This window comes from Nocardiopsis camelliae, assembly GCF_028993595.1.
Taxonomy (GTDB): domain Bacteria; phylum Actinomycetota; class Actinomycetes; order Streptosporangiales; family Streptosporangiaceae; genus Nocardiopsis; species Nocardiopsis dassonvillei.
Genome location: NZ_CP118614.1, coordinates 6,302,886 through 6,323,490 on the forward strand (window position 1 = coordinate 6,302,886; position 20,605 = coordinate 6,323,490).

Genomic DNA, 20,605 nt, shown 5'->3' on the forward strand with positions numbered 1-20,605 from the left:
ATGGTCAGGGTTCTTCAGGGAGGGAAGGGGCACGTTCTTTGCCTCGTTTTCGGAAACCGGGAGCTTGGTGGGGGACGAGGGGTTGAAAGCGGTCATCGGCCGCGTACCTCCCCGAATGCCAGGACGTGCAGGCGCGGGGTGAGGGACCACCCTCGGGCGGCGACCGCGTCCGCCAGCGTGCGGGTGGTGGTGATGAGGTCTTCCGCGGTGGTGCCCTCCGGCATCACGTAGACCGGGCTCAGGCCGTGCTGGTTGACGATGGCGCCGACCTCGTCCAGTTCGGCCACGGTGCGGTTGACGAACTTGAAGCTCGCACGGCCGCTGGCCGCGAAAACTCCCAGCGCTTCGGGGACGAGGCGTTTGCCTTCATCGACGCCGGAGTTGGCCAGCTTGGGCGAGACGTTGAACCGGACTCCGTCCACCAGGAGAGGGGGCTTGGGCACGACCGTGCCGTTGGTCTCGAACTCCACCCGTTTCCCGGCCTCCAGCAGTCGATGGACGAGCGGGACAAGGGGGTGCTGTTGGAGGAGGGGTTCTCCACCCGTGATGACCACGAGTTCGACGTCATGTCCCAGGGCCCAGGCCGCCAGGTCGTCCGCGGACTGCCGGATCGCTTCCTCGCGGGGGTCGTAGCGCCGCCAGTCCCAGGTGTAGGGGGTGTCGCACCAATCACAGGTCAGGTTGCAGCGCGACAGGCGGATGAACAGAGCGGGCATGCCGCAGCTGGGACCCTCGCCTTGGAAGGTCGGCTGGGTGTCACCGAAGCACTCGGCCACGATCAACGTCGTGCCGGGACGGCTCTCGATCCCGGGCTCGTTGGCCCTCATGCATCCTCCACGTCGAAGCGCGCCCAGCTGCTGGCCGTCTCGCGAACCTGCACCGCCACCAAGCGGCCGGGGATGTGCGGTTGGAGGCGGTCGACGAACCATGCGGCGAGGTACTGCGCGAGCAGTTCCGAGGTGGGTTCGATCGGGAGTACCTCGTGGAGGTTGCGGTGGTCGAGGTGGATGTCCAGGAACTCCTTGAACGGCCGCAGGTCACCGAAGTCGGTGACGAACCCGGGGCCGGTCAGGGTGGTGGAGGTGAGGACGAGCTCGACTTCGTAGCTGTGCCCGTGCTGACGTGAGCACTTGTGTTCGGGCGGCAGGTTGATCAGCCGGTGCCCGGCGTGGAAGGCGAACTTCTTGCCGATCGTGAACGTGCCGCGAAGACGCGGCGGGTGGTTGCTCATGACTCTCCTCGCGGAGCGGCCTGTAGGGGTGAAGTCAGCCCGAGGCGGGCTTGGCGCTACATGTGTGCCGGTTGCGGAGTCAGCTCAGGTGGGTCGAGGCGGAGGCGTCCCGTTGGCTTCAGGAACCTGGGAGGTACGTGGCCGGGGGTGTAGGAACCTGATGCTCGACGGTAGGCCTGCTTCGGCGGGGTGAAGTATCAGCGAAGTACCAGTCCCCTGGGATAGGCGGTCGCGAGTGCGTAGGCTCGTACGCGAGAAGCCGTGAAAGGGAGCGCCGATGTCCATCACCGATGACGACGTGCCGATCGGCGATCGGGTCGCGGTAGCCCGCAAGATCGCCGGGGTGAACCAGCGGCAGTTGGCGCAGAAGTCCCACTACAGCGTGAGCATGGTCCGGGCGGTCGAGCAGGGGCGGGAGCCCGCGTCGCCTGAATTCGTCGCAGCGGTGGCCAAGGCGCTGAGTATCGAGCCCCAGGAGTTGTACGGCCAGCCCTATCACCAACTGCTGGCTCAGGACGGTGGCGGGCTTCCCGGCGCTGCCGAGCTCCAGGCGATCCTCGCTGAGGGCAACTACGTGGAACCGCTCGACCCCACGTCCGCGGACGAACTCAGCGCTGACCTGGCGGCGGTACAAAGCCACCGTCACCAGGACCAGGCCCGTCGTGCGCTGGCGAAGGTTCCGGTCCTGCTCCGACAACTGCATGGCTTGACCGAAGCGAGTCCGCCCGGCGCGGAGCGCGAGCACGCCCACCGGCTGCTCGCCCGGGCCTACGCCAACGCCGCGCAACTGAGCTATCGGTTCGGCTGGCTGGTCATCGCCTCGGCCCTCCTGGACCGGATGGAGACCGCTGCCGTCCCATCGGGGCAACCCCTGTTGGCCGCCCACGCCGCGCAGCAGCGTGCGCTGCTGCTGATGTCCCACTCGGCGTACGAGTCCGGTCAGCGCTATGTGCAGCGTTCCCTGAATCTGATCGGACCGCCCGAGGAGGAGGCCCGACTCGCGCTGGCGGGTGCCGCGCATCTGAGGGGAGCGGTCCTGGCAGCTCGGTCCCGCAACCGGGATCGGGCTGCGGAGCACTTGCGGGAAGCCGAACGGCTGGCCGCTCTGATCGGACACGAGTCCCCGGCCTACGACACCAACATGGGCCCGGGGAACGTGGCGATCCACCGGATCGCCGTGGAGCTCGATGTTGGCGACCCTGGACGAGCTGCTCGGGACGGTTCGCGGCTGCGCCTTCCGGCTGATGTGACAGCGACCCGTGTCGGCCGTCACTGGCAGGACGTGGCCAGGGCCTGGGTCTTGTCCGGTGACAGCTCTGCGGCTTTGAACGCCCTGTACCGAGCTCGACAGGCGGCACCGCAGCAGACGCGCTACCACCCGCATGTCCGCGAGACCATACACGCCATCACCGCCAAGCAACGCCGCACCTCCGGCAACGCCGCTCACTTCGCGCACTGGCTGGGGCTCAAAACCTGACTCAACCATCGCGACGACCGGGCTTCTCACAAGCAGAGACGAAGGGACCCAGAGACACTGGCGAAGAGTCACCGGAGGTGTAGACGAGGTCGGGACGAACACTGACCAGCCGCCATACCGCGCGGGCGAGCTCTGACAGGTCGTCGTGACGGGCGTCTCGAGACAGGCTGGACGTGAGGGCTTCCAGATTGGCGTTGGCATTCGCGTGGACCTGGTCGACAGCGATACGCCCCAGAATCGCGAGGGCCTGGTGATGGTCTGCTGCCCGAGCCCGCCGATTCGCCATCACCGACTCCGCTACAGACTCGCCGTGAAGGGTGTAGGGGCGTAGCAGCGGACGGCCGTCCGTCGCACGGTCGTGTCCAGTTGACCGACGGCGGCACGGAAGCCCTTCATGCACCGACTCCATCCGGTTGATCACTCTCTCGTTCCTCTCCTCTGCGACAGTTCTTCTGGCTTGGACTCGGGGTAGGTGGACTCGGCCGGGAAAGAGAGCCGAGTTCTGTCCTGGGGGTGCGGCGGCACGGGTGGATTCCGGGCCAGGGTGTGCCGCCGTATTGTCAGGCGCCGTTCGCCCCGCCCCGGTAGGGGCGAACGGCCGATACTCACCCCGTTGCCGGAGTGAAGTTCTGGTTCCTGAGGGCGTGGACCTCACCAGCAGGAAAGCGCCGGTGTCCGCCGGGGGTGCGGAAGCTGGACAGACGCCCTTGCTTGGCCCAACGGGACACGGTCTTGGTGTCCACCCGGAACAGGTGTGCCACCTCAGAGGGGGTCATCGGTGCTTCAGGCTCAGCCGTAGGCGAAGTGGGTTTGCGTGTCACGAGTCGGAATCCTCTCGGGCAGTCGTCAACAGGTTGTGGATAAGAAAGACGCGCCAGTCGTCCACCTCCGGGTGACGGCGCCGCAGCGCCTGCCGCTCGGAATGGGTCATTCCGCCCCACAGCCCCGTGTCCACCCGCAGGTCGAGTGCCTGGGCCAGGCACGTCAGGCGCACCGGGCACGGAGCGCAGATGTGGCGCGCCCGCCGCTGTTGCAAGGCGTTGCCGAACAGGCGATCCGGGTCGGTCAGGTCCTGGCAGGGGGTACGAGCAGTGGTCGATGCCGTCATGACTGGTGGTGGGCAGGACGGGGACAGGGGGTGTGGGTGGTCGGATTGATCGATGTCCAACCGCACCCGGCGACCGGACAGCGCCAGTACGACGCCGGGTGGGTACGGGCGATCACCTGCTGCATACGACGGATCTGTATGTCCAGCCCCTCCGGAGACGTGTCCGAGAGCGGTTCCAGCTCGGCGTCACCCTGGTAGAAGGCAAAGAACCGACGCGCGCCCGCACCCCACATCACCCACCACAGCCGGTGGTGGGCTTGGTGTAGCTGTTGCGCGGCCGTGTACTGTGCGCGGTCATCGTCGACGTCCCAGCTCACTGTGATCACCGCTCAGCCTCGGGGAAGCCCCGAGTGTGCGTTCCAGTGGCACAGGGAATCCCGCCCTGTACTCGCGGCTGACGATGACGCTCGGCCTCCACCTGCCCGCGGGGCAGTGAGCGACCGGCCATCCGTGTCCTTGTGCGCAGAGACTCCGTGCTCACGACGCTCGTCACCACTTCGGCCACTCCCTTCGGCCAATCCACCCTCACCAGACCGACTTCGATAACTGGCTGGTCTACACCATGTCTGCACCAGAAAATGAGCGCCATACTCTTCACCGAACAGGCGACTTTGGTCGTTTCCGGAGCAGATTGGAGTAGCTCTGGTAAAGATTGGAGTTCAGCGGAGTACACCCTCGGAGGGAGAGCTGTGGACCGTCGCGGTAAGCCCGAGTGGGAGGCCTTCGGATCCGCCGTCCGGAGGCTGAGGAAGAAACGAGGTCGCTCTGGGAAGTACGTGGCAGGCATGATCGGCCTGTCAGAGACGATGTACTCGTCCATCGAGCGCGGGAAGCGCTTCTGCTTGGAGGAGCACGTCTCCAAGATCGACGAAGCGCTGGGCACGGGTGTCGAGGTAATGCGGCTCTGGACGATGATGACCAACCCGGACCAGCTGCCCGCCTGGTTCTACAAAGTGCCCGAGATCGAGCAGGCTGCCTCCGAGATCCGCGAGTACCAGCCCCTGGTTGTGCCGGGATTGATCCAGACGGAGGGGTACGCAGCCGCCCTCTTCAAGCAGGAGCGCCCCTGGGAGAAACCCCACGCGGTACAGCGGATGCTCGAGTCCCGTAAGGCCCGGTGGGAGCTGTTGGCCAGCGTCGAGCACCCGCTACTCTGGTTCGTGCTCAGCGACCGTGTCCTCCGGAGTCCCGTAGGCTCGGCCTCCTGCATGCAGGGGCAGTTGTCCTACCTGGTCTCGCTGGTCGACCAGGACAAGATCCATCTGCAGGTGCTTCCGACTCGGACTCCCTCCCCGGGTAAGGATGGGCCCTTCCGGATCTACGGTTTCCCGGACAAGCCCACCCTGGCGTCCGCCGAGTACATGACGGGCGAGACGATCATCGACAGCGGCGAGCGCGAGAAGCTACGTCAGTGCGAAGTGGTGTTCGGGGCTCTGCAGGCTGCGGCTCTCCCGCCAGCAGAGTCGCTCGATCAGATCAGGAAGGCAAGGGAAGAATGCGCATGACGACCGAGCAGGTCAACTGGCACAAGAGTAGCCACAGCGGTTCCAGCGGCTCCTGCGTGGAGGTGGCCGAGGGCGAACGGGTTCTCGTCCGGGACACCCAGAACCGAAACCTCGGACACATCAGCTTCACTCCTGCGGCCTGGGGGGCGCTCCTGGAGAGCCTCCAAGCAGAGCACTCCTGACCCAGGTACATGCCAGAGCCTCCATCACACCCGGCACGAAACAGTCGTCTGGTACGGAAGGCTCGACCTCGCTGCCGAATCCGCCCGTCGCCGCGGGAGCCGTCTAGTCGTCCGAGTGTTGTGCGCTGTCCCCATGGCGTGGCGTGGCGGTAGCATAGTGATGAATGAGAGACACGGCGACTGCCACCGGGAGAGGCACGACAGACGTAACCGTCGAACAGCCGGGCTTGGCGCGGGCGCCGGGGTCGTGGTTGCGCGAATGCGTGTGGCTGCTTGATCTGCTGGTGGTCCTGGCAGTGTTCGTCTACAACCTGCCAATCTTTCCAGCGTACGTACCCGATGGGCCACGGCTGGCCGCCCTGGTCATAGTCCTTGTCGGCTTGTGCGCTCCGTATCTCCTTCGCCGCCGTTACCCGCTGGCGGTGTTGGCGGTCATGCTGCTGGCCGCGTGTGTGCAGGTACTGCTCGGGACGAGGCTCATCCCGGCCGATGTGATGTTGCTGTTCGCTGCGTACAACGTTGCCACCCGGTTCGTTTGGCTCATCTCCCTACCCGGAGCTGTCGCGGTGGTGGCCTGGCTGCTCATTGCGGTCCTACCGCGGCTGGGCGAAGACTATATTGGCGTCAGCGAGTTAGGATCGCTCGTCGCGGTGACCGCACTGGTTTGGACGTGGGGCACGCTGGTGCGGATTCGCCGTGACTACGTCGCGAGCTTGCAGGAACGTGCTCGTCAACTGGAGCGCGAACGGGAAGCGCAGGCCCAGATCGCGAGGGTCGAAGAACGGGCGAGAATCGCCCGTGAAATCCATGACATCGTCTCTCACAGTCTCAGCGTGATTGTCCTTATGTCCGACGGCGCTGCCTCTAAAGTCGAGACCGAGCCCCAGCGGGCGAAAACGGCGATGATTACCGCCCGTGATACAGGACGCAGCGCATTGACGGAGATGCGGCGGATGCTCGGCGTGCTTCGGGAGGACGAACCTGGATCACATTCACCTCAGCCCGGTATCGCCCAACTAGAGCGGTTGGTCGAGGAATCGAAGGCCGCCGGTCTGCCAGTGGCGCTGAGGGCCGAGGGCGATCCTGCGCCGCTCTCAGCTGGCCTGGACTTGACGGTGTACCGGGTGGTGCAGGAAGCGTTGACGAACGTACGCAAGCACGCCGGTCCGGAGGTGCGCAACGTCCAGGTCCGCCTGCGCTACAGGGACACTGATCTGGAGGTGCAGATCACCGATGACGGCCAGGGATTTAGCGACCATCCGGACAGTGAGCCTGCTGGCCACGGGTTGGTCGGGATGCGCGAGCGGGTCGCGGCGTATAGCGGCACGCTACGGGCTGGGATGCGTCCGAGCGGCGGGTTTGAGGTGACTGCAGTGCTGCCGATCGGAGGTGGACCATAACAATCCGTGTCGTGCTGGTCGATGACCAGGAGATGATCCGTGTAGGTTTCCGGATGGTGCTGGAGTCCCGCCCGGAGATTGAGGTTGTGGGCGAGGCTGATGACGGTGACACCGCCGTGGAGCTGCTGACGTCTATTGATGCGGACGTGGTGTTGATGGACGTGCGGATGCCGCGGGTAAGCGGCGTCGAAGCCACCCGCCACATCCGCACCCGGCCAGGCGCACCTCGGGTGCTCATCCTGACGACCTTCGACCTCGACAGGTACGCCTACGACGCCCTCCAAGCCGGCGCGAGTGGATTCCTACTCAAAGACACGCCGGTGGAGGACATCGCCGCAGCGATCGGCCACGTGCACAACGGAGACGCCGTGGTCGCTCCGAGTACCACGCGCCGACTGTTGGATCACTTCACCCGAGCCCGCCCGAATGGAGTAGAGCCCGAACGTCACCGTCACCGGTTCGAGGAGCTGACCGCGCGGGAACACGAGGTGCTGCGACTGATCGCCCGCGGTCTGTCCAACGCAGAGATCGCCGCTCAGCTCGTTCTCACCGAAGGCACCGTCAAGGTCCATGTCGGGCGCATCTTGACTAAGCTCGGCTTGCGTGACCGGGTACAGGCCGTCGTCCTCGCCTACGAGAGTGGACTCGTGAAGGCCGGCGAGCGCTAACGCCGCCAGGACCGCCCGCGTATCACTTTGGGCATACACACGCGGCGATGTACCTCTTGAGGCGTACACGAAAAATATGCCTGTAGCCAGACGATTCCACGGTTGGGTTTCGCCACAGTGGATGGCATGTCTTACATTGTCGCCACTGAAAACCTGACGAAGAGCTATGGAAAACGCACTGTCGTCGAGAATTTGAACCTGCGCATCCCGCCCGGCTGCGTGTACGGGTTCCTCGGCCCGAACGGGTCGGGCAAGTCCACAACCATGAAGATGCTGCTGTCGCTGATCCAGCCCACCAGCGGCGAGGTCGAGGTGATGGGCCAGCCGATGAACCGCAGTACGCGACGGCAGCTGCTCGGCCGCATCGGGTCCCTGATCGAGTCCCCACCCGGCTACGCTCACCTGACCGGCCGCGAGAACATGCGCATCATCCAGCGCCTGCTTGGCCTGAACCGCCAGCAGGTCGACTACGCAATCCGGATCGTGCGCATGGAACAGCAGATGGACAAGAAGGTCGGCAACTACTCCCTGGGCATGAAACAGCGTCTGGGTATCGCCATGGCCCTGGCACGCCAACCCGGATTGCTCATCCTTGACGAGCCGACGAACGGACTCGACCCGGCCGGGATCGAGGAAATCCGCGACCTTCTTCGCCGCCTCGCCGATGACGGAGTGACCGTCATGGTCTCGTCCCATCTGCTGGGAGAAATCGACAAAACCGCGACCATGCTGGGCATCCTCTCTGGCGGCCGGATGATCTTCCAGGGGACCCGTGGCGAGCTGAGCGCGGCAACTACCCCCGATGTCCTGATCACCTGCGCAGACCCACAGCGCGCCGCCATGGCGCTGTCCAGCTTCGACAGTCGGGTCGTCAACGACAAGCAGATCAGCGTTCCCAGCGTCGATGACAACCGAACCGCCGGAATCATCGCAGCGCTAGTCGGTGAGCGTATCGGCATCTACGAGGTACGCCGGGACGAGCAGACCCTCGAAGACGTGTTCATGAACCTCACGGCAGGCGGTGGACTATGAACGTGAAGGCCATAGCCAACGAGTTCGCCAAGATGCGACACCTCAAAGTCGGTCCCATCGTGGTGCTGCTCCTGGTCAGCGTGGTAGGCCTGGTGATGTTCTACAGCCTCTCATCGGGCCTCATGACCCATCTCGATGACCCCGGTGAGCGGCCGTGGAAGACGGTCTTCGCCGCCCTGCGTACCGGAGCGTCGTTGATTTCTCCGGTGCTGCTGGCTGTACTTGCCAGCCGTCAAGTCGAGATTGAGCATTCCGGCAATGGATGGCTGGCATCGTCGACCTCCGGTCTGACCCCTGGGCAACTCTGCCGGGCCAAGTTCGCCGCCCTCGGACTCCCTATCACCCTGGCCACAGTCGCTTGGGGAGCTCTACTGATCGGATTCGGCACCACGATCGGGATCACGACGCCGGTTCCCATCGAGAGGTGGGCTGGCTACATCACCTCACTCGCCGTGATCAACCTTGCCGTCCTCGCATTCCAGATTCTGCTCTCAGCCAAGATCGAGAATCAGCTCGTGTGCCTCGGCATTGGCGTCGTGGGCATCTTCATCGCCTACTTCGGTGCCGCCATGCCTGCCTGGGCCTCGCACCTGACGCCATGGGGGTATTACACGCTCACTACACCGGCTGACTTCGTCGGCACCGAACTGGTCTACTTCGATCTTCCCTACCTCAGCGTTCTCGCTCTCGCTGTCGTCGGTAGTGGCCTGTTCCTGTTCATTACCGGCCGATTCGACCGACAGGAGGCATGAACGATGGATTCCATCTACTCGGAGTTCCTCAAACTCAAGCGCTCTATGAGCTGGGCTGTCATCCTGCTCCTGCCTATCATCATGGTTACCGCCGGTACTACGAGCACGATCGCCGGTGGTGGAGAATTCAACGACTGGCACGTCCTCTGGATCAGGTCTATCGGGTTCTACGGTATGGCCATCGTGTCCGTCGGGATCGCGATCCTCGCTTCTCTGGTCTGGCGCGTCGAGCACAAGAACGGCAACTGGAACGCCCTCATGAGCCGTCCCGTGCCCACGGCTCAGGTGGTGATCGGTAAGATCGCGGCCATCTCGATACTTGCCGCCGCGATGCAGATCGTTTTCGTACTCACCGTGATCGCGACCGGGAAAGCGCTCGGCATACCCGGAATGCTGCCCAATCAATACCTGTTCAGCAGTGCCCTCATAATTGTGGCCTGTGTGCCCGTCGCCGCGCTGCAGTCGGCACTGTCCACGTTCTTTCGCTCCTTCGCCGTTCCTGTCGCCATCGCGCTCGTTCTCACAGGTGCGTCCACGATGGCGCTGCTGCTCAAGATCGAGGTCATATCGATGCTGCCCTATGCGGCCCTCACACGCGCCACGCAGATCGGCACCGTCCTCGTCTCCGGCGAGAGGACGAGCTTCGATGTCCCGGCACTCACGCCAGAAAGCGCGCTACTTGTCATTGTCATCTCGGCCGTGTCGACAGCGGTGATCATCGCCGCCACCTCGGTTATCCTCAACCGCAGCGACACCCGTACCTGAGCCGCATTCACGTGGGTGCCGCGTGGAGTTCGTCAAAACTGAAACGCTCCCTCATGTGGGCGGTGGTGGCGCTGCTGCCGCTTGATGGGAGTGTCCACCGGGGTGGACAACAGGATCGTGTCCAGTCGGCAGCTGGGTGTTGGCTGATGCGCGCTGTGGATGCGGGTCGTGGTCTTTTATGGCCTGTTCCCGCTGACTGGGGCGTGGTGGTGTTGGGCACAGCGCTGCAGGCAGTGCTGGTGGTCAGTGTGCTGGCCACCAGCAAGCTGGTGTTCGATCTTCCTGGCATGCTGCCGTCCCAGTACTTCGTCGCCAGCATCGCCATCTTTGCGGCATGCCTGCCGATGGCAGCCTTGCGTTCGGGGCTTTCCATGCTTATGCGATCGTTCGCGGCTGCCGTCACGGTGGCCCTGCTGGGAGGGACAGCGGGGGTGTTCCTGCTGATGGTGCAGGTAGATACGCGGTGGATGATTTTGCCGTACGGGCTGATCAGCCGAGCGACCCAGACGGGGATCGAGATGTTCGCGGGCAGCCGTACGGTCCCTCCCACAATCGTGGCCCTGCTCGTCGCTGTGGCGCTCGGCGCTACCGCAGTGGTAGTCGCGGTGTTCTGCGCGGTCCTGGACCGCTGCGGCATCGGCTGGTGGGTCCGCCGCGGGGCAGTCGGCTTTCCCACGGCAGGGGCGAGCCGCCACGGGCACACCTGGGGCCCAGCCGACTACACCGGTGGAGTCTCCCGTCGGTCTCCCCTGCCGCCTACGAGACCGGTCTCGTAGGCCAGGACCACCGCTTGCACGCGGTCACGTAGATCGAGCTTGGTCAGGATTCGGCTTATGTGCGTCTTGACGGTCGTCTCGGATACGTAGAGCCGGTCGGCGATTTCCGTGTCCGACCGCCCCCGGGCCACCATGCCCAGGACTTCACGCTCACGTGGCGTCAGCTCCTGGAGGGACTCGTGGTAGACAGGCTGTCCGCTCTCCGTGGGGAGGCGTTCGGCGAACCGGTCCAGGAGCCGACGAGTGGCGCTAGGGTCAACGACCGCATCGCCGTAGTGGACGGAGCGGATCGCCGACAGAAGAGCGGCCGGGGGTGTGTCCTTGAGCAGGAAACCGCTGGCCCCGGCCTTCAGTGCGGCGTAGACGTAGGCGTCGAGGTCGAAGGTGGTCAAAATCAGCACCTGCGGATGCCCCTCCTCGGCGCAGATACGGCGCGCGGTCTCCACACCGTCCATCCGTGGCATGCGCACGTCCAGGACGACGACATCGGCCTCGGTCTTCTTCAGCAGTTCCAGCGCTTGGACCCCATCTCCGGCCTCACCGACGACCCGTAGCTCGGGTTGAGAGTCCAGGATCATCCGGAACCCGGCCCGCACCAGCTCCTGGTCGTCCACCAAGACGACACGAATCGCCTTTTGGATCTGCTCACCCGGTGAATCCATGGTTCTCCTCTGCATGTGCCCTCGTGCCGGGACGGAGCGGCAGTGTCGCCGCCACCTCGAACCCTCCTTCTGCGCGAGGACCGGTCTGCAAGGAACCACCGTAGACCGATACCCGCTCACGCATTCCGATCAGTCCGTTTCCCCGACCGTTTTCTGCCGCCTGTTGGGCGGACTCTCCCCGCCCGTCATCGAGGACCCGCAAATCCAGCACGTGCGAACCGTAGCCCAGGTGCACCTGGACACGCCGCACACTTGGGCCGGCGTGCTTGATCGTGTTGGTCAGCGCCTCCTGGACCACCCGGTACGCAGCCATTTCCACCCCCCTGGTGAGCGGACGCTGGTTCCCTGTGATGGTGAACTCCACCGGCAATCCCGCCGCACGTACCCGCTCAACGACCTGGTCCAGCTCATTGAGGCCAGGCTGCGGTGCGTACTCCTCCTCGCCTTCGCGCAGAACACCGACGATGCCGCGCACCTCGGCCAGTGCCGCCCTCCCGGTTGCCGCGATGGTCTCCAGGGCGCCCTTGGCCCGGTCCGTGTCGTAGCCGATGGCATAAGACGCGCCCTCGGCCTGGACCACAATCACGCTGAGGTTGTGCGCCACCACATCGTGCATCTCTCGGGCGATGCGCTCCCGTTCCTCGGCCACCGCAGCCTGGGCGCGGGCCTCGCGTTCGCGCTCCAGCCGCCGTGTCCGCTCCTCCAAACCGAGGTAGTAGCGCCGACGGACCTTCATGTAGAGCCCGGAGACCCAGCACAGCAGAATGAGGAAGGTGTAGGCGGCAAAAGTCCTCCAATCGTCCCAGTCGCTGTAGGGGAATCGCACGAGGGCCAGGACCAGGCCGACCTCGATAGTGCCCAGCGCGGTGAGCGCCCATGCCCATCCGCAGCGCACGGCGACGGTGTACAGGGCGATGACGACGGCCAGGTCGGCGCTGAACGGCCCGATCCCCAGTCCGAGCTGGACTGCGGCTGCGGCGGCGATGACTGCGAACACCGGGGCCGGGTAGGTGCGTCGCCATGCCAGCGGCAGCAGCAGCGCCAAGGCGATCGGTAGGCGCGGGGGGACTGGCGCCTGCTCGATGGCGGCGTAGTTGAGGATCGTGCCCGCATACAGCAGCAGAAAGGGGGCGACGCTGATCGCGTCGACGAGCATTTCGTGCCGTCGGAGCCACCCCTGGAATCTGCCGAACATCTTGTGAGTATAAGTTTCTGTTTGTGTCGGAGTGCAAAGAAAAGAAGGGGCGGTCCCGTCCCGTTTTCGCTACCGCGGCACAGTCTGCCTGGCTTTGGTGTCTCCCGTGGGCACTCGGCTTCCCGAAACGCGCCTGGCCATGCGGCGCAGCACGAGCGGGGCGACCGCGAAACCGACAGCCGACCATACTCCGAGAACGGCGAAGGTCTCCATGTGCTGCCATGCCGATGCGACCTCGACCTGCGACAGCGCGTCGGGCAGCAGGGCCGAGCGCATGCCCAGAGCGATCCAGTAGAGCGGGAGTGCCTGGCCCATCCACTGCACCACCGGTGGAAGGGCGCTTAAGGGGTAGAACACGCCGGAAATGCCTACCACCACCATGAACAGCAGCGTGACCAGGCGGAAGTTGCGCGGGTTGCTGAACAGCGCTCCTAGGATTGCGCCTAGCGGGAGAACCGCGGCCATGCCCAGGGCCAGCACACTCGCCAGGGTCGTCCAGGACCCCGGCGAGTCCAGTTGCAGACCGTCGAACAGCAGTACTGCCGGCACCAGCACGATGAGCATGGCCGTGATGCTCATGGCGGCTTGGCTTACCACTTTCCCGACGAGGTAGCCCAGCACACCGTTGGGCGTCGCCTTCGCGCGCAGGAGTGTGCCGTCATCGCGCTCCATGATTAGTGTCATGGCCAGCCCGAGCAGGCCGGCCAGCACGATGTTCATGGCGAGCATGCCGGGAATCGCCCACGTGGCAATGGAGACCTCGGTCTCGGAGACCACCCTGTCAGCGACGAAGTGCAGCAGGGCCAGAGCAAGGACCGGGAAGAGGACGTAGCTGAAAATTTGCCCCGCGTTGTGGCGGAACTCGATGCGGCCGTGCGTCAGGCCGGCGCGCACGGCGGTGAGGCGGGGATTCATGGCCTGACCTCCTTCTTGGGGGTCTGACTCCGGGCTGCTTCCCACTCGCCCACCATGGTGAGATAGACGTCCTCCAGGCAGGGACGGCGTACCTCAAGGTCGCCGATCCCCGTCACGCCGTAGTGCGTGATCAGTTCGTGCACGGAGCTGACCGCGTTCTCGACCGTGCGCTCGTACCGCTGGCCGTCGACGGTGAAGGAGACCTCGGACCGCTTCGGGACCCGGGCTGCCAGCTCGGCCGCACTCCCCTCGGCCACGATCACCCCGTCGAGCAGGATCATGATCCGGTGGGCGAGCTTTTCGGCTTCGTTCAGATCGTGGGTGGTCAGCACGATGGTGGTGTCTTCCGAGCTGGACAGCTCGCCCACCAGGTCGTGGAAGTCCTGGCGGCTCTGGGGATCGAAACCGACGGTCGGCTCGTCCAGGAACAGCAGTTCCGGCCGGCCGACAAGGCCGATCGCGACGTCCAGACGCCGGCGCTGCCCGCCGGAGAGCTTGTCCAGTGCTGTGGTCGCCTGCCCGGTCAGGCCCACGCGCGCGATCAGCTCGTCGGGATCGTAAGGGCGCGGGCGTTGCGGCGTGCTGTACGGGGAGTAGAAGCGGCCGAGATAGGCCAACAGCTCGCGGACTCTCCATCTGCGGTGGTCTCGCCATGACTGCAGCACGACGCCCAGCCGGGCGCGCCAAGCTTCATCGCCGCTATCGGGGTCAGTGCCCAGAACGCGTACCTCGCCGGCGGAACGTCTGCGAAAACCTTCCAAGATCTCGATAGTGGTGGTCTTTCCCGCGCCGTTGGGGCCCAGAAGAGCCACCACCTCGCCCCGTTCCACTCGTAAGTCCACCCCGTGGAGCACATCGGTAGTGCCGTACCGCATGCGCAGGCCATGGGTCTCGATGGCTGGACCCGGTTGAGATAGATCCGTGCCGTGGGCTACCTCGGCGTTGGTGTTCCGCGATGGGAGGTCGTTCACCAGCGCTTGAGGGCTATCCGCTATTGGGGACATTCGATGGAGCACTCCTCGGGATAGTTGCGAGGATGGGGGCCACCCCCGATCTCAAAAACCCGAAGGGGTGACGGGTATGGCAAGAGCTGACGGCTGGCCGAAGCGATGAAGGCCGTGCAGAGCTGTAGACGTGAATCCGGTTTGCGGGGTAAGGACTTGTTGTGGGGCGGGTACCCGCCCCACAACAAGCAGCCCGAGCCGGGCCTGTCGTCGGCGTGGGTAGGACAGAGCGTCGATTCCTCACCGGAAGTGGATCCGGATGCCGGTCTCTCCCTGGTGGTCCGCCTCGCTGGAGGCGGACCACCGGGAGCGGGCTCTCCAGCGGGCCATGGACGGAGGCCCGCCGAAAGATCACTCGCAGCTACCCACTACGCGGGCATCGCGCCGACGTTGGACCCGGACAGCCCGTTACGGGCAGGAGTGGTCCTCAAAGATGAGGATGGCCTCGGGGCACGGACCCAGGAACTCCCCGGTCTCGGCGGTGAACTCGCCCAGTCCGGTGATGGACGGGGCCTCGTATGCGGTGTCGTTATTCATCCTGTGTTCCTTTCTTCGTTTCCTGCGATGTGTGGGTCAGGCGCGGTCAGCGAGGGGCCACCAGCCCTCGGCCTCGTCGCCCAGGCCGGCACCGGTCTCGGCGGTGAACTCGCCCAGATCGGTGATGGACGGGGCCTCGTATGCGGTGTCGTTATTCATCCTGTGTTCCTTTCTTCGTTTCCTGCGATGTGCAGGTTCTGGTGCCGTCCTGGATGTTCGGCAGAGGCCGGCGCATCGGGATCGGCAGGTACAGTGAAGAATGTGCGGTAGAAGGAACTGTCGACCGGCTCGTCGACCATGCGCCCTTCGGCCTCGATCCAGGCATGGGCTGCAAAGGGCGGGGCTGCGATCACACCGACGCACCAGGTCGGCCAAACACCGCGGATCCGGCACAGCAAGACCACCGAGATCGAGCGGGTGAGACACGCTGTACCGCCTCGGCAGAGCGGACTCTGCGTGAGGATGTGGTCGCGGGCCCTTTTGGCCTCGTCATAGCTGGCAGGTCGAGCGCCGGCCGCGAGCCTGCTGAGGAAGCGGCGCAGCTGCTGCGGGGACATGCGGCGACTGAGCGCTTGCGTCGCGGGAACGATGAGTCTGATGAGGAGCCTGCTGGGCAGATTGGGTCGGACCGGGACTTCGGGGAGCACGTCTCTCATCGCACGACCCCCAGTTCACGAAGGCGCCTGAGAAGTGTCTCGACGTCAGAGCGCGCTGCGCTCTGATCGATACCGAACTCCTCCACGAACCGTTCGACCGCTTGCTCAGTGCCGCCTCCGTCCGCGATGGCGTCGAGCACGAGCACCGCCGTCGGATTCGCGTGCCAGTAGAACCCTTTGGCCTCGTCGAGGATCACGTCACCGTAGTCGGTGCGTACACGTGAGATCCCCCTGTTGATGGAGAGATCCGCCATTATCCCCGTCCTCCTATGTCGGCTTGAGTCCTGTCCCGCGTTGAATTCTGGTTGCGCAGGAACAGGGCGGTGTTGACCGCAGTGAACATGTGCGGGGAGGGCATCGCCGTGGCGTGGGGCCGGGCCGCCTCGGTCAGGCCGGGGACATCGACCACGCCTCTGTCCAAGAGCCCCGATTCGCTGAACAGCGTCCAGAGGTCGTCGTGGTGGTCCGCGAAGCCGCGGACCGCCTGGGCCGCGCCGCCGATCTTGGTGGTGCGGCGCAGGAAGGCATCTGGAAGCAGGCCTTCCATGGCGGCCTTCATCAGCGGTTTCCACTCCACCGGAGTGTCGCGTTCCTCCTGCCGGGTGGCCAGGACGGCCTCGGCGACGTGGTCGTCCAGCAGCGGGGAATCCGGGACGACGCCAGCCTTAGGTCCGAGTTGGCCCAGGCCACGAGCCGTCCTGGCGCCCTCACGCAGCATGAATAGGTCCAAGTGCGTTCCTCGGTCGGCGCCCACAGGCGTGGCTGAGGCTGCGATCTCGCGCATTTTCGCCGCCAGGGCCGAACGGGCTTCCGCCGACAGCCAGGGGGGCAGTCGCAGGGAAGGAGACCAGTCATTGATCTGCGGGAACTCGGCTGGTTGCGTGTCGGACAACGCGGTCGTGATGCTCTTTTGCAACCAGGCTTGATATGAGCTGTTGTCCAGGAGCTCGCGCAGAGTGGTGCTCATAGGGCGGCCTTCGGACACGTGTCTGCTGCGCGCTCTGCGCCAGGCCAGAAGGGGGCGCGTGCGAAAAAGGGAGTGCTCCCACGGTCCGAGGCCGCACAGCAGGTGGTCTCCGCCGAGACCGTTCAAGTGGGTGGTGATGCCCAGAGCCGCATCCGCGCCCAGGCCGTAGGAGACCCGCGGCCCTGTCATGGCGGCCTGGGACGGTTCATCGAAGCGGTCGTGGACCTCCAGCAGCCCTCCGAAGAAATCCGGCATGTGTTTCGTCGACTCGACCACGTGCTTGTGCACCCCGGGCATGCTCGGCAGTGCGCTGCGGGCCCACTCGAGGTCTTGGCGTCCGCCGGGGTCGTCGTTGTACATCGTCCTGGCGAGAGCACCGGAGGGTCCCTGCGCCGCGAAGTAGCACAGCGGGGTGGAATCCATGCCTCCGGAGAGGTCGCAGGCGATGGGTGAACCCGAGGCAGTGCGGGCGCCCACCGCGGCTTCCAACGCGGCGCGGAGCCTCTCTGCACCCTCAGCGCGCGACAAACGAGGTTCGGGCCGCCGCCACCACACACCGCTGTTCCAGGTGCGTCCGTCGCGGTCCACCGTGACGTAGTCCTGCGGGGCCACCGGCCGCAGCCCCCGCCATAGCGGAGTCTCCTGGAATGGGTGGGGGAGTGAGCGCACCATCCGCAGTGCCAGAGCCGTGTCGTCCATCGGCAGCCCGCCTAGTTCGGCCAGCACGTCGGCCCGGTCGCATACCATGCGCACACCGTCGACCAGAGCGTGGAAGACCTTCCGCGCCCCCATGGCCGAGCCCTGCGCATAGACCTGACCGCCCAGCGAGCCGACAACGCAGTAGCTGCCGGCGAAGCGCGTGGAGACACTCGCCGCGTCCCCCGGTGATCGGAGGCTGTCGCTGACACGGCCGAGTTGCTGCGGGTCGGCCGCGGTCGAGCCGATCAGTGCGAGCCGATTGGGCCCCTCGCGGTGTACGACCACCTGCCGGTTCGGGATCCGCGCCAAGAGCCAAGGGCGCCCCGAGGGATGATCGACGGTGATGTCGGCGGAGGGCAGCGCCCGGTTAGCGACCGCCATTGCAGCGTCACTATCGGGAAAGGCCAGGAAGAACCAAGCACCGGATCCGAATGTCATACGCATGAACCGATCCACGAGTGTGAGCGGACGCCCACTCTAACTTTCCGAATACCCAAGTTCTTCATGGAGCTCATGCACCCTCCCCCTGTCGGGCATACCACCGCGCGAGCGTGTACACGATTCCGCGCTGCACAGACAATGGATTTGCCAAGAGGTTCGAATAACCTTGGCTTGCTGCTCAAGGATGATCTTTCACGAGGGCCATGCGATGCGTCAATGGGACGATTGCCACTAGGTGGTGTCTATGTCACCCCGCTTATACGGGTGGCATAGACGTACTGGCTGTCGCCCGTTGGCGGTCTCGTATGCGGCTGCACTCAGTGTCTGCGCGTTTCGGGCTGTTCAGAGCAGCGCCGACCCCCAAGCACTGCGCTTTGGTTGGACGTGTCACTACCAGGCAGAAGCGGTCGCGGAGAAGGCGAAGCACCGAGTAGCTCTGGGTCGGTGCGGCAGCACTGCAGGTGTCGCAGGAATACTCCACATCCAGAAACGCTGCTTCAGGGGTATTTTCCCTGGTGAATCGCTTACTGCGGCATGGAAAGCCTCTTGGCGCCCACTTGGTCAGAGAAGGCCAACACGGCTGGATCGGGCCTTTTACCTGCGTGAACGGAATGCCGTAGGGCCACTGAGCGGCGCCATGTGGCACTGGGCGCCGCATCGGGGTTGGCCGGATCCGGCCAACCCCGATGCGGGACGACCCTATAGGATCATATGGGCTTGTAGTGATTCTTACCTGACTCGATGGAGAATTCCCTTGGTTGACTGGGTGGCAGCACAGGGAGCTGTAAGGATCCTTGCGGGAAAATGGACTCTTCTGGTCTTAAATAAGCTCATCGATGAGCCCCGGGGATATAATGCGCTCGTGCAAGAAACAGGATTGGATACGAAGACTTTAAGTCGCTGTCTGTACAACATGGAGAGCACCGGACTAGTCAATCGGAGCATGAAGTCGGAGCGACCAATTCGCGTCGTCTACACTCTGACTCCTCACAGTATAAGGCTTCTCGAATTGCTCGAAGAAATGGCCGATTGGAAGAAGCGAATAAATTAGCGCGAGATCACGTCCAATATAAATTGATAGGTTGTTCATAGAAGTTGGAAGCCCAGGTCGCTGCAGGGGTGTTGCAAAGTCGGTGACGGGCAGCATCGCTCCTGGTCACAGGAGCGTTTCAGCGTGAGGGAAGCTCCTTGAACACAACAACGGAGCCCTGGTAGCAGGACAGGAACTTCCACACCCCTGGCCTCACAAGGACTCCGTTGCACCCCAAGTCTGCCATGCCCGCCTCCGCCCTGTCCGCGCCCGCAGAGGAAGAAGCCGTTCCTCGCGACCGGTGGGGCCGCCGCCACCGCCTGAGCTGCGTCATCCTCATCAGCCTGTGCGCGGTGCTGGCCGGAGCCCGCTCCCTGACAGCGATCGGCCAGTGGGCACACAACGCACCCCAACACACCCTGGCCCGGCTGGGAGCCCGCACCACCTGCCCCGAACTCGCAGCGCGCACCGCCCCCTCGACGGCCACCATCCGACGGGTGCTGACCAGCCTGGACCCCACCGCCCTGACCCGCATGACCACCGCCGCCGACCTGGCCGTGCACCTGCTGGCCGCGATGACCCCCCGGGCACGTCGCCGCCCAGACCCGGGTGGCGGACAAGACCAGCGAGATCCTCGCGCTCGCCGACGTCCTTGACGGGTTGGACCTCAAAGGTAGCGTGGTCTCCGCCGATGCACTGCACACCCAGACCGACACCGCCCGGCACCTGGTCAGCGAGCGCAAGGCCCACTACGTGCTCACCGTCAAACACAACCAGCCGACCTTGTTCGATCAGGTCAAAGCGCTTCCATGGGCGAAGGCGCCCGCCCTGTTCACCGAGACCGATCGCGCACACGGGCGGGCCGAGAGACGCACGGTCAAGGTACTCACCGCACCTCGGATCGCGTTCCCTCACGCGGCGCAGGTGCTACAGGTGCACCTGTGGGTCAGGGAGGTGGCCACCGTGCGGGTGCGGCGTACCTACGCTTACGTCATCACGAGCTTGCCCGCCGGGCGGGCCGACGCTGCCCGGTTGGCGGGCCTGGTGCGGGGTCATTGGCGGATTGAAGCGCTACATCATGTACGGGACGTGAGCTTTGGTGAGGACGCCTCGCGGGTGCGGACCGGGCACGGTCCCCAGAACATGGCGATGCTACGCAACCTGGTGATCCCGCTACTGACGGAGCTTGGGCACACGAGCATCCCCGAGGCGATGCGTTGGGTGTCCTACGAGGCTTTCAGCCGCCCGCTCGGCCTTCTCGGACTCGCATGACCAGCACTGATCCCGACCTCACCCGACTTTGAAACAGCCCTGGGCTGGGGTGGGCCCCCGCAACCTGAACCCGGTGAAATAGCGGTTCCTTGGAGGATCGCTACAGCGGTTAGCGCCAGCGCCCCGCTTTTGATCACGGGGCGGTTACGGAAGCGGTGGTGTAGGTACGGCATGCCGTAGGCACGTCAAGACTCCATTTCTGTACCACCTATTGTTCTAACCACCGGCAAGGTTCTCTTGTCGAACATAAGTACCTGATTGGCTGTCTACTGCGAGGCCAGCTCGAGGTGCCAACGGATTTGATCCGTACCTCGCTGGCCATAGGAAATGC

25 protein-coding genes are annotated in these 20,605 nt (G+C 64.8%); 12 read left to right on the forward strand and 13 right to left on the reverse strand.

Annotated features, from left to right (window positions below; genetic code table 11):
- Positions 1-92 precede the first annotated feature (92 nt).
- Together PV789_RS27530 and PV789_RS27535 are read right to left on the reverse strand one after the other, a co-directional pair.
- The gene (locus tag PV789_RS27530) at positions 93-827 is read right to left on the reverse strand and encodes a 7-carboxy-7-deazaguanine synthase QueE (RefSeq protein ID WP_274975224.1); all 735 of its coding nucleotides are present in this window, start codon (positions 825-827) and stop codon (positions 93-95) included.
- A complete protein-coding gene (locus PV789_RS27535; RefSeq protein ID WP_274975225.1) occupies positions 824-1,231 on the reverse strand; it encodes a 6-pyruvoyl trahydropterin synthase family protein in 408 nt (135 codons plus the stop codon). Before PV789_RS27535 ends, PV789_RS27530 begins: the two co-directional genes overlap by 4 nt.
- A 277-nt stretch (positions 1,232-1,508) precedes the next feature.
- Between PV789_RS27535 and PV789_RS27540 the strand changes: the two genes are divergently transcribed.
- Positions 1,509-2,708 (forward strand): helix-turn-helix domain-containing protein, encoded by a 1,200-nt coding sequence (locus tag PV789_RS27540; protein ID WP_274975226.1) that lies wholly within the window; start codon positions 1,509-1,511, stop codon positions 2,706-2,708.
- 605 nt (positions 2,709-3,313) lie between these two features.
- Here PV789_RS27540 and PV789_RS27545 read toward each other — a convergent pair.
- Positions 3,314-3,484 carry a BldC family transcriptional regulator gene (locus PV789_RS27545; RefSeq protein WP_274975227.1) on the reverse strand — a complete coding sequence of 57 codons (171 nt, stop codon included), beginning with the start codon at positions 3,482-3,484 and terminating at the stop codon, positions 3,314-3,316.
- A gap of 41 nt (positions 3,485-3,525) precedes the next feature.
- Entirely contained in the window at positions 3,526-3,816 is a 291-nt protein-coding gene (locus tag PV789_RS27550) for a WhiB family transcriptional regulator (protein ID WP_274975228.1), read from the reverse strand.
- 689 nt (positions 3,817-4,505) lie between these two features.
- Between PV789_RS27550 and PV789_RS27555 the strand changes: the two genes are divergently transcribed.
- The 8 genes from PV789_RS27555 (at position 4,506) to PV789_RS27590 (ending at position 10,896) form a co-directional block, all read left to right on the forward strand.
- The gene (locus PV789_RS27555) at positions 4,506-5,321 is read left to right on the forward strand and encodes a helix-turn-helix domain-containing protein (RefSeq protein ID WP_274975229.1); all 816 of its coding nucleotides are present in this window, start codon (positions 4,506-4,508) and stop codon (positions 5,319-5,321) included.
- Positions 5,318-5,503, forward strand: a complete 186-nt coding sequence (locus PV789_RS27560; RefSeq protein WP_274975230.1) for a DUF397 domain-containing protein — start codon at positions 5,318-5,320, stop codon at positions 5,501-5,503. The genes PV789_RS27555 and PV789_RS27560 overlap by 4 nt, the downstream gene beginning before the upstream one ends.
- A gap of 164 nt (positions 5,504-5,667) precedes the next feature.
- Positions 5,668-6,903: a sensor histidine kinase gene (locus tag PV789_RS27565; RefSeq protein WP_274975231.1), complete on the forward strand. Its 1,236-nt coding sequence runs from the start codon at positions 5,668-5,670 to the stop codon at positions 6,901-6,903.
- Positions 6,904-6,914: 11 nt separating this feature from the next.
- Positions 6,915-7,571 (forward strand): response regulator, encoded by a 657-nt coding sequence (locus PV789_RS27570; protein ID WP_274975232.1) that lies wholly within the window; start codon positions 6,915-6,917, stop codon positions 7,569-7,571.
- A gap of 126 nt (positions 7,572-7,697) precedes the next feature.
- Positions 7,698-8,603, forward strand: a complete 906-nt coding sequence (locus PV789_RS27575) for an ABC transporter ATP-binding protein (RefSeq protein WP_274975233.1) — start codon at positions 7,698-7,700, stop codon at positions 8,601-8,603.
- Entirely contained in the window at positions 8,600-9,355 is a 756-nt protein-coding gene (locus PV789_RS27580; RefSeq protein ID WP_274975234.1) for an ABC transporter permease, read from the forward strand. The genes PV789_RS27575 and PV789_RS27580 overlap by 4 nt, the downstream gene beginning before the upstream one ends.
- 3 nt (positions 9,356-9,358) lie before the next feature.
- On the forward strand, positions 9,359-10,120 hold the full coding sequence (locus PV789_RS27585) for an ABC transporter permease (protein ID WP_274975235.1): 762 nt from the start codon (positions 9,359-9,361) through the stop codon (positions 10,118-10,120).
- Positions 10,121-10,266: 146 nt separating this feature from the next.
- Positions 10,267-10,896: an ABC-2 family transporter permease gene (locus PV789_RS27590; protein WP_274975236.1), complete on the forward strand. Its 630-nt coding sequence runs from the start codon at positions 10,267-10,269 to the stop codon at positions 10,894-10,896.
- On the opposite strand, the gene PV789_RS27595 is transcribed toward PV789_RS27590, so the two are convergent.
- From PV789_RS27595 to PV789_RS27635, 9 genes are all read right to left on the reverse strand, one after another.
- Positions 10,839-11,558 carry a response regulator gene (locus PV789_RS27595; protein WP_274975237.1) on the reverse strand — a complete coding sequence of 240 codons (720 nt, stop codon included), beginning with the start codon at positions 11,556-11,558 and terminating at the stop codon, positions 10,839-10,841. The two genes, PV789_RS27590 and PV789_RS27595, sit on opposite strands and share 58 nt — an antisense overlap.
- Positions 11,542-12,753 (reverse strand): sensor histidine kinase, encoded by a 1,212-nt coding sequence (locus PV789_RS27600; RefSeq protein WP_274975238.1) that lies wholly within the window; start codon positions 12,751-12,753, stop codon positions 11,542-11,544. The genes PV789_RS27595 and PV789_RS27600 overlap by 17 nt, the downstream gene beginning before the upstream one ends.
- 69 nt (positions 12,754-12,822) lie before the next feature.
- Positions 12,823-13,668: an ABC transporter permease gene (locus tag PV789_RS27605; protein WP_274975239.1), complete on the reverse strand. Its 846-nt coding sequence runs from the start codon at positions 13,666-13,668 to the stop codon at positions 12,823-12,825.
- Positions 13,665-14,543, reverse strand: a complete 879-nt coding sequence (locus PV789_RS27610) for an ABC transporter ATP-binding protein (RefSeq protein WP_274978268.1) — start codon at positions 14,541-14,543, stop codon at positions 13,665-13,667. The genes PV789_RS27605 and PV789_RS27610 overlap by 4 nt, the downstream gene beginning before the upstream one ends.
- A 537-nt stretch (positions 14,544-15,080) precedes the next feature.
- Positions 15,081-15,209: a hypothetical protein gene (locus PV789_RS27615; RefSeq protein ID WP_274975240.1), complete on the reverse strand. Its 129-nt coding sequence runs from the start codon at positions 15,207-15,209 to the stop codon at positions 15,081-15,083.
- Between the two features lie 36 nt (positions 15,210-15,245).
- Positions 15,246-15,368 (reverse strand): hypothetical protein, encoded by a 123-nt coding sequence (locus tag PV789_RS27620; RefSeq protein ID WP_274975241.1) that lies wholly within the window; start codon positions 15,366-15,368, stop codon positions 15,246-15,248.
- Entirely contained in the window at positions 15,365-15,865 is a 501-nt protein-coding gene (locus PV789_RS27625; protein ID WP_302475374.1) for a lasso peptide biosynthesis B2 protein, read from the reverse strand. Before PV789_RS27625 ends, PV789_RS27620 begins: the two co-directional genes overlap by 4 nt.
- On the reverse strand, positions 15,862-16,119 hold the full coding sequence (locus PV789_RS27630; protein WP_274975243.1) for a lasso peptide biosynthesis PqqD family chaperone: 258 nt from the start codon (positions 16,117-16,119) through the stop codon (positions 15,862-15,864). The genes PV789_RS27625 and PV789_RS27630 overlap by 4 nt, the downstream gene beginning before the upstream one ends.
- Positions 16,119-17,975: an asparagine synthase-related protein gene (locus PV789_RS27635; protein WP_274975244.1), complete on the reverse strand. Its 1,857-nt coding sequence runs from the start codon at positions 17,973-17,975 to the stop codon at positions 16,119-16,121. The genes PV789_RS27630 and PV789_RS27635 overlap by 1 nt, the downstream gene beginning before the upstream one ends.
- 634 nt (positions 17,976-18,609) lie before the next feature.
- Here PV789_RS27635 and PV789_RS29855 point away from each other — a divergent pair.
- The 3 genes from PV789_RS29855 (at position 18,610) to PV789_RS27645 (ending at position 20,274) form a co-directional block, all read left to right on the forward strand.
- Positions 18,610-19,023: a winged helix-turn-helix transcriptional regulator gene (locus tag PV789_RS29855; protein WP_368045806.1), complete on the forward strand. Its 414-nt coding sequence runs from the start codon at positions 18,610-18,612 to the stop codon at positions 19,021-19,023.
- A gap of 206 nt (positions 19,024-19,229) precedes the next feature.
- On the forward strand, positions 19,230-19,658 hold the full coding sequence (locus PV789_RS27640; protein ID WP_274975245.1) for a transposase family protein: 429 nt from the start codon (positions 19,230-19,232) through the stop codon (positions 19,656-19,658).
- Positions 19,612-20,274, forward strand: a complete 663-nt coding sequence (locus PV789_RS27645; protein WP_274975246.1) for an ISAs1 family transposase — start codon at positions 19,612-19,614, stop codon at positions 20,272-20,274. The genes PV789_RS27640 and PV789_RS27645 overlap by 47 nt, the downstream gene beginning before the upstream one ends.
- Positions 20,275-20,605: the final 331 nt, after the last annotated feature.